Source organism: Limnospira sp. (assembly GCF_051859755.1).
GTDB classification, from domain to species: domain Bacteria; phylum Cyanobacteriota; class Cyanobacteriia; order Cyanobacteriales; family Microcoleaceae; genus Limnospira; species Limnospira fusiformis.
Genome location: NZ_JBIMLI010000060.1, coordinates 20,830 through 27,868 on the forward strand (window position 1 = coordinate 20,830; position 7,039 = coordinate 27,868).

Annotated in this window: 2 protein-coding genes; both read left to right on the plus strand. The window is 46.1% G+C overall.

Annotated elements, in window-relative coordinates:
• The first annotated feature begins 131 nt into the window (after window positions 1–131).
• Window positions 132–6,434 (plus strand): DEAD/DEAH box helicase, encoded by a 6,303-nt coding sequence (locus ACTIE0_RS12335; RefSeq protein ID WP_006668284.1) that lies wholly within the window; start codon window positions 132–134, stop codon window positions 6,432–6,434.
• A 73-nt stretch (window positions 6,435–6,507) separates the two neighbouring features.
• Window positions 6,508–6,864, plus strand: coding sequence for a four helix bundle protein (locus ACTIE0_RS12340; protein WP_006622930.1), 357 nt, complete (start codon window positions 6,508–6,510; stop codon window positions 6,862–6,864).
• Window positions 6,865–7,039: the final 175 nt, after the last annotated feature.

Here is a 7,039-nt window from a genome sequence, read left to right on the forward strand (position 1 = left end):
TCTTTTTCGAGAAGCCGAGAAACCGGGTTTCTTTGAGAAACCGGGTTTCTTTTTCGAGAAGCCGAGAAACCGGGTTTCTTATCCCCCAATTGTTAATTGTTAATTATTAATTATTAATTAAGAGAAGAGAGATGTTTCCTTCAGTTGTAGCTGCCCAAATTAGGAACTGTGTTTCTGACTATTTGATAACCACCTTTCGACCGACAACGCCAGGGTTTAATGGGTTGATTGAACGATTCCTGAAAACGGCTAATAACCTCTATCGCGGACCTTATGTTTCGGTGGGTTTACCGTTTCGACAGGGTACAATTGGCGGGGACTATTTCCCGGAAATTCCCCTGGGTTTTATCCCGTTTTTGCACCAAGAACGCGCTTTTAATCGCCTCAGTCCCCCTAACTATCAGTCAACTATAATCGCCACGGGGACGGGTTCGGGGAAAACGGAATGTTTCTTAATTCCCCTCCTAGAACATTGTCGCCAACAGGGGAATAAACCGGGGATAAAAGCGATTTTAATTTATCCTATGAACGCTTTAGCGACGGACCAAAGTAAACGTATCGCCCAAATAATTGAGCAAACTCCGTCGCTAAAAGGTCAGGTTACGGCTGGGTTATATGTAGGGGAAAAAGACGAAAAACCTACGCGGGTGATGACCCCAGAAAAGGTGATTACTGATAAAGAGATGTTGCGAAAGTCTCCCCCAGATATCCTGCTGACTAACTATAAAATGTTGGACTATCTGCTAATTCGACCAGACCTTCAATCTTTATGGACAAATAATGAACCGGAAACTTTGCGCTATTTGGTAGTTGATGAATTCCATACTTTTGATGGCGCACAGGGGACGGACTTGGCTTGTTTGTTGCGTCGCCTAAAACACCGCCTCCAAACTCCCCCAGGACATTTGGCTTGTGTGGGAACTTCGGCGACTTTGGGGAACAAAAGTGATAAAACGGAAATCTTAGCCTATAGTAAAACTATCTTTAAAGAAGAGTTTGAGGCGGCGGCTTTAATTGAAGAAGACCGCCTAAGTGATGGGGAATTTTTGGGGAATGCTTTATTAAACGTCCTCCCCCTACCGAGGTTAGAGGACTGGGAAAAACTGCAACCGGACAACTACACCGACCCGGAAAACTATCTACAAACTCAAGCGCAACTTTGGTTAAACCCGACTACAGAAACGGATACTTTTATTAATAAACCCATAGACGACCAGTGGCGGGTAGAATTAGGGAAGGAACTAAAAAGCCTCCCAATTATCCATAATTTAATCAGGGTTTTAAAGGAAAAATCCTGCACCTACGAGGAAATTCTCGATCGCATTGGTAGCCGTCTCCACTTCCCGGTCAAACAACACCCAGAATATTGCTATCTTCTCCTGGATAGCATTTTCGCGTTAATTAGCGCGGCACGTTGCCAAATTGACAACCCCAATGGTACAATAATCATAGCCCCTTGGGTGACATTACGGGTACAGGTCTGGTTTCGGGAACTCAAGCGTATGGTGGCTTCTGTGGAGTCGCAGCCGGAACTTGCTTTCTCGGACGACCTCACCCCAGAGTTACGCCAAAATCAGAAAACCTTACCGGTCATGCACTGTCGCGACTGTGGGGCGACGGGTTGGGGTGGTGTGCGCCATTCCACGATTAATAATAAACTTATCCCCAACGACCTGCGTGGCTTCTATCAAGCGTTTTTCAGCCAGAAGCCGTTAGTGTCCTTCCTGTTTCCCTGCGACGAGTCTCACGAGGAAACTCAACTCCTCTGTCGTCACTGTCTCACGGTTAACCCAACTTCGGTGGAATTCTGTAAGGGTTGTCATAAGGAAAACAACGCGGATAATTTAATCCGGGTGTTAGTCCCGGAGGTGACGCAAACAGTAACCCGAAACGGACAGGAACAGTTAATATCTAACCATGACTGCCCTTTCTGTGGCAACTCGAACGGCTTATCAATTTTGGGCGCACAAGCAGCCAGCCTGACGAGCGCTAGTATTGGCATCTTGTACACGACACCGTTCAATCAGGACAAGAAACTACTCACCTTTTCGGACTCGGTACAAGATGCTGCTCACAGGGCTGGATTTTACAACGCCCGCACCTATCGTAGCACATTACGCACGTCAATTTTCCAATTAGTGCGAGAATCTCAACATCCCCTGACTTTGCAGGAATTATGCGATCGCTTTGCGGACTATTGGCGGGAAAAAATCCCCATCCCAGAAAATTATATCGCGACTTTCCTACCGACAGACCTGCAATGGTTGCGGGAGTGGGACGACTTCCTAAATGGCGATCGGTCTAAATTAGACCCCCACACGGCTTTACCGGACTTACTGGAGTTAGTCGAAAAGCGCCTGGTGTGGGAAATTGTGACGCAATTCGGACACCGAGGGGCGATCGGTCCGTCTTTGGAACGCAGCGGGGTCGCTAGTGTCAGCTTTAACCCCCAATTCCTGACGGCTGCGACTAAGACGCTACACCAAAAGCTGAGTAATGAAATAGAAGCGCTGCGGACAGTGAGTGAGGACCGGGTAAGGGAGTTAATCGTGGGTTTATTGCATCATCTCCGCCACCGGGGAGGGATTGTGCAACCTGTCACCCAAGGCAATTATATCAGCAGTGGCGGCGAAACATATCTTTTGTCTAAATTAGTTTATATGCCAGGGGTGGGTCCTTCTGTCCCCGCGCCGAAATTTCTGGTAAATGCGGCGGCGAAAACTAAGCAGTTTGAAAGGGTGATCTCTGGGAAAAACAGAGACAGTTGGTGCGAAGATTGGACTATGCGAGTATTTGCTCCCCACACGCTGCTACTGAAGGAACAACTGATTGATATATTACACTTCACCCTAGAGACTTTGGTGGGGGCGAAGTTGCTAGAGTCTCATTTTTGCGGTCAAGGTCGCGCTTGGGGTATCCCCATGGCTGCGATTATAATTAACCCAGGGGGAAAGGTTCTTACTTGCGATCGCTGTTATCATCAAATCACCCATTCTCGGACTTCTTCCCACTTACCGGACACTTGTCGCAGCTTAGGCTGTCAGGGACATTACCACGAAGACGACCAACGCCCCGGTTTAGTCTACTATCGCCAAATGTATCAACAGGGAGAAGTTCGTCGCATTGTGGCGGCGGAACATACGGGACTTTTAAGCCGCACTACCCGCGAACGTTTAGAACACCGTTTTATCCAGAGCGATCGCTATTGTGATCCTAACTTAATTTCGGCGACTTCGACGTTAGAAATGGGGATTAATATTGGCGACCTCTCCAGTGTTTTCCTGTGTTCTCTCCCCCCCAACGTTGCCAACTACCAGCAGCGAATTGGTCGCGCGGGACGACGAGACGGTAATGCGTTAGTGGGAGTAATTGCCAACGCCAAACCTCACGATTTATTCTTCTACAGCGACCCCGCCCAAATGCTAGAAGGGGGGATAGAGGCTTCGGGATGCTATCTAAACGCGGCGGCGATTTTAGAGAGACAACTGACGGCGTTTTGCCTAGATAATTGGGTGGCAAGTGGGTTAGACTCGGAAGGATTCTCTCCCCAACTTAATGATATCCTAAACCATCTGCAAAATCAAGCCCAAAATCGATTTCCTTACAATTGGCTAAGGTTCATTGACAGCCAGCAAGGGGAATTACTGAGGGAATTTATAGATTTATTCGCGGATACCATTACGCCAGAAACTCAAGCCCAAATTGAGGAGTTCATGCACCAGGGACAAGGGGAAATCGGCGGACTAGGCTGGCGCATTTTGAACCGCCTAGAAGGCATGAAAAAAGAACGACATCGTTTTAATAATGCGATCGTCAACCTCACCAAAAAAATCAAAGCCCAAAAAGGGGAACCCACCCACCTGCAAGACCCGGACAAGCTGGCAGAAATGGAACAAGAAAAAGAGGGACTCCGGGAAATTATCCGAGATATCAACAACAAAAATATCTTTAACTTTCTGACGGACGAGGGACTGCTCCCCAACTATGCTTTCCCGGAAGCGGGAGTAACTTTACGGTCAATGGTTTTGCGGAAACTGCGGCCAAAACAAGGGGCGAATGGTAAGCGTTATGAGGTGCTAACCATGACCTATGAACGCCCCAGCCAGGTGGCGATTAGAGAATTAGTACCCAGCGGGGTTTTCTATGCGGAAGGAAGACGAGTAAAGGTTGACCAAATAGACCTCAAATTATCGGAGCCGCAAGAGTGGCGAATTTGTCGAAGTTGTAGTTATGCAACGGAGAGTTTTCAACCAGAAGCCCATCAAAAAACCTGCCCGCGATGTAATGATACCCTATGGAGTGATAAAGGCAGGTTGCGGACTATGCTGCGGTTACGGCAAGTTATGGCAACTACTGCCGACCAGACAAGTCGCCTAACTGATGATAGTGAAGACCGCAAAATCGAATTTTTCGAGAAACAGTTATTAGTGGATTTTTTGCCGGAATTTCGCGAACAAACTTTTTTGATTAATCACCCAGAGTTTCCCTTTGGGTTCGAGTATATTTCCCGCACGAAGTTCCGCGAAATCAACCTAGGCGAGTCTTTGTCCACGGGGGAAACGGTGGAAATTGCGGGTAAAAAATTTACGACAAAAGGGTTTACAGTTTGCCGCAGTTGTGGTAAAGTAATAGATAGGAATAAGGACCACACCCAAAATCACGCGATTAGCTGTCAGTGGCGGGACAAACCCGACCAGGTAAAAACTATCGAGGTGCTGTATCTTTACCGGGAATTTGAATCAGAATCAATCCGGTTTTTAATGCCGGATGAAAGTTTCTGGACTCCGGAAGGTTTGCACTCGTTTATTGCAGCGCTCCAATTAGGCTTAAAAGAGAAGTTTCGGGGGAAAGTAGACCACCTCCGCACGACCATTAGCGAAGAACCGCAACCGGAAAGCAACCTCCGCAAATCGTTTTTATATCTGTTCGATAGCATACCGGGAGGGACGGGATATCTGCGGCAATTAATTCGCCAGCCGCAGGAATTACAAGAGGTATTTCTGCAAGCCTTGGAAAAGATGAGAACCTGTAGTTGCAAAGAAAGGCATCAAGACGGGTGCTATCAATGTATTTTTGCTTATCGGAATAGTTTTTATAAAGACTATACCAGCCGCAAAAAGGCGGAGAGTTTACTGGGAAAATTACTGAATCATTGGAGTGAATTAAAAGACCATTCGGAAGGTTTATCAGCGATTCGAGTTAATAGCAATTTAGAGAGTGAACTAGAGAGGAACTTTATCAAGGCGCTATCAATGCGAACTGATTTAGTGCTGAAACCAGAGATTATTGATGGTAAAACAGCCTATTTTATCAAACTAAAAAATAGTGCTTGGATTGTGGAAACTCAAGTAACGCTGGACGAAAAAGATGGTGTAACCATTCCCTGTCGGGCGGATTTTATCATGCGTCCGGCTTCGAGTCGGGTGGAGAGTTTACCAGTGGTGGTATTTACAGACGGTTGGGAATATCATCGCGATCGCATTAAGGAAGACTTCCAACAACGTCAGGCGATCGTCCGTAGTGGTCGATTTTGGTGTTGGTCGTTAACGTGGGATGATGTGATGAAACAGGTTAACCGCAGCCACCGCACCACAAACCCGCCGCCGGACAGTTTCCGTCAGGACTTAAATAACGATAAATTCCGGAAATGCGGGGGCTCATTTTATAAGCGATATGACTGCGAGGGAATGCAACTCCTGGAAAGCCAGGATAGTTTTGCATGGCTAATGAGTTATTTAGACCAACCCCAGGCGCAAAATTGGCAAAGGTGGGCGTTATTGCGAACTCTAGCCCAAGGGAGTCCCGCCAATAATAAGTCACCAGAATTTCTAGGGAGGATGGAAACTCGCCTATCTCCAGAAGCGATCGCCCTTTGGGAAGTTCCGCCCACATACGTCATTGGGGAGGTATGTATTTCGGAGTCATTACAGATTTTTACGCTAGTAGACCTGAAGCGTAACCACGAAAAAAACGCGACAGGTAGCCTCGTCTGCTTAGAGTTAGACGACCAACAGGAAGACCCCGGAAGTTGGCGGGAAGCATTGCGATCGCTGAATTTATACCAATTCCTCCCCCATTTTTACGCCATTACGACCAACGCCGCCCCAGAGATATCCCTAGCTACTCCAGGGTCTATAGTCCAGTCTCCCCTAGAAAACACTGACCCCCGTTGGGAGGAGTTAAGGGAATTAGTGATCGAAGAAAGTCTTTTTCCCGCCATTGATCGCATGAGTCAGGAAAACTGGCCCCTCCCCCAAGCGGGATATGAACTATTAAGCGATCGTGGTAGCGTCAAAGCGATCGGGGAACTCGCCTGGGAGGAGACCAAAACCGTGGTCACCCTCACCCCCGAAGACAACGAAGCCTTTATCGCCGCCGGTTGGCGGTCTTATCTAGTCGAAGACTTCTTAAAAAAATTAACAATTAACAATTAATAATTAATAATTAATAATTAATAATTAACCGATTTGCTGATTTGCCGATTTGCTAATTCACGAATTAATAATTATGAGTGAGAATGTTGTTAAGGATAAGTCATTTGTTTTTGCACTGAGAATTGTCAAATTATACCAATATCTTACCACAGAAAAACACGAGTATGTCCTCTCTAAACAAGTTTTGCGGAGTGGTACGGCAATTGGGGCATTAGTTCGGGAAGCAGAATATGGCGAAAGTCGTGCCGATTTTGCTCATAAATTGGCGATCGCCCTCAAAGAAGCCAACGAAACCCAATATTGGCTAGAATTAATATACAGAGGCGGTTACATAGACTTCCATGGCTTCCACTCCATCAATCAAGATTGCCTGGAACTGTTAAGGCTGTTAACCTCAATCATAAATTCAACCAAAGGCAGTTCAAAATAATTAATAATTAATAATTAATAATTAATAATGATGGGTGAGAGAGGGCTGATTTATGGTGTCCGCTGAAATTTAGTCTTGACAATTAATAATTAATAATTAATAATTAATAATTAATAATTAATAATTAATAATGATGGGTGAGAGAGGGCTGATTTATGGTGTCCGCTGAAATTTA

Bases quoted from the DNA above. Each gene is read 5' to 3' on its own strand.
- ACTIE0_RS12335 (WP_006668284.1), top strand. From the start codon at position 132: ATGTTTCCTTCAGTTGTAGCTGCCCAAATTAGGAACTGTGTTTCTGAC.
- ACTIE0_RS12340 (WP_006622930.1), top strand. From the start codon at position 6,508: ATGAGTGAGAATGTTGTTAAGGATAAGTCATTTGTTTTTGCACTGAGA.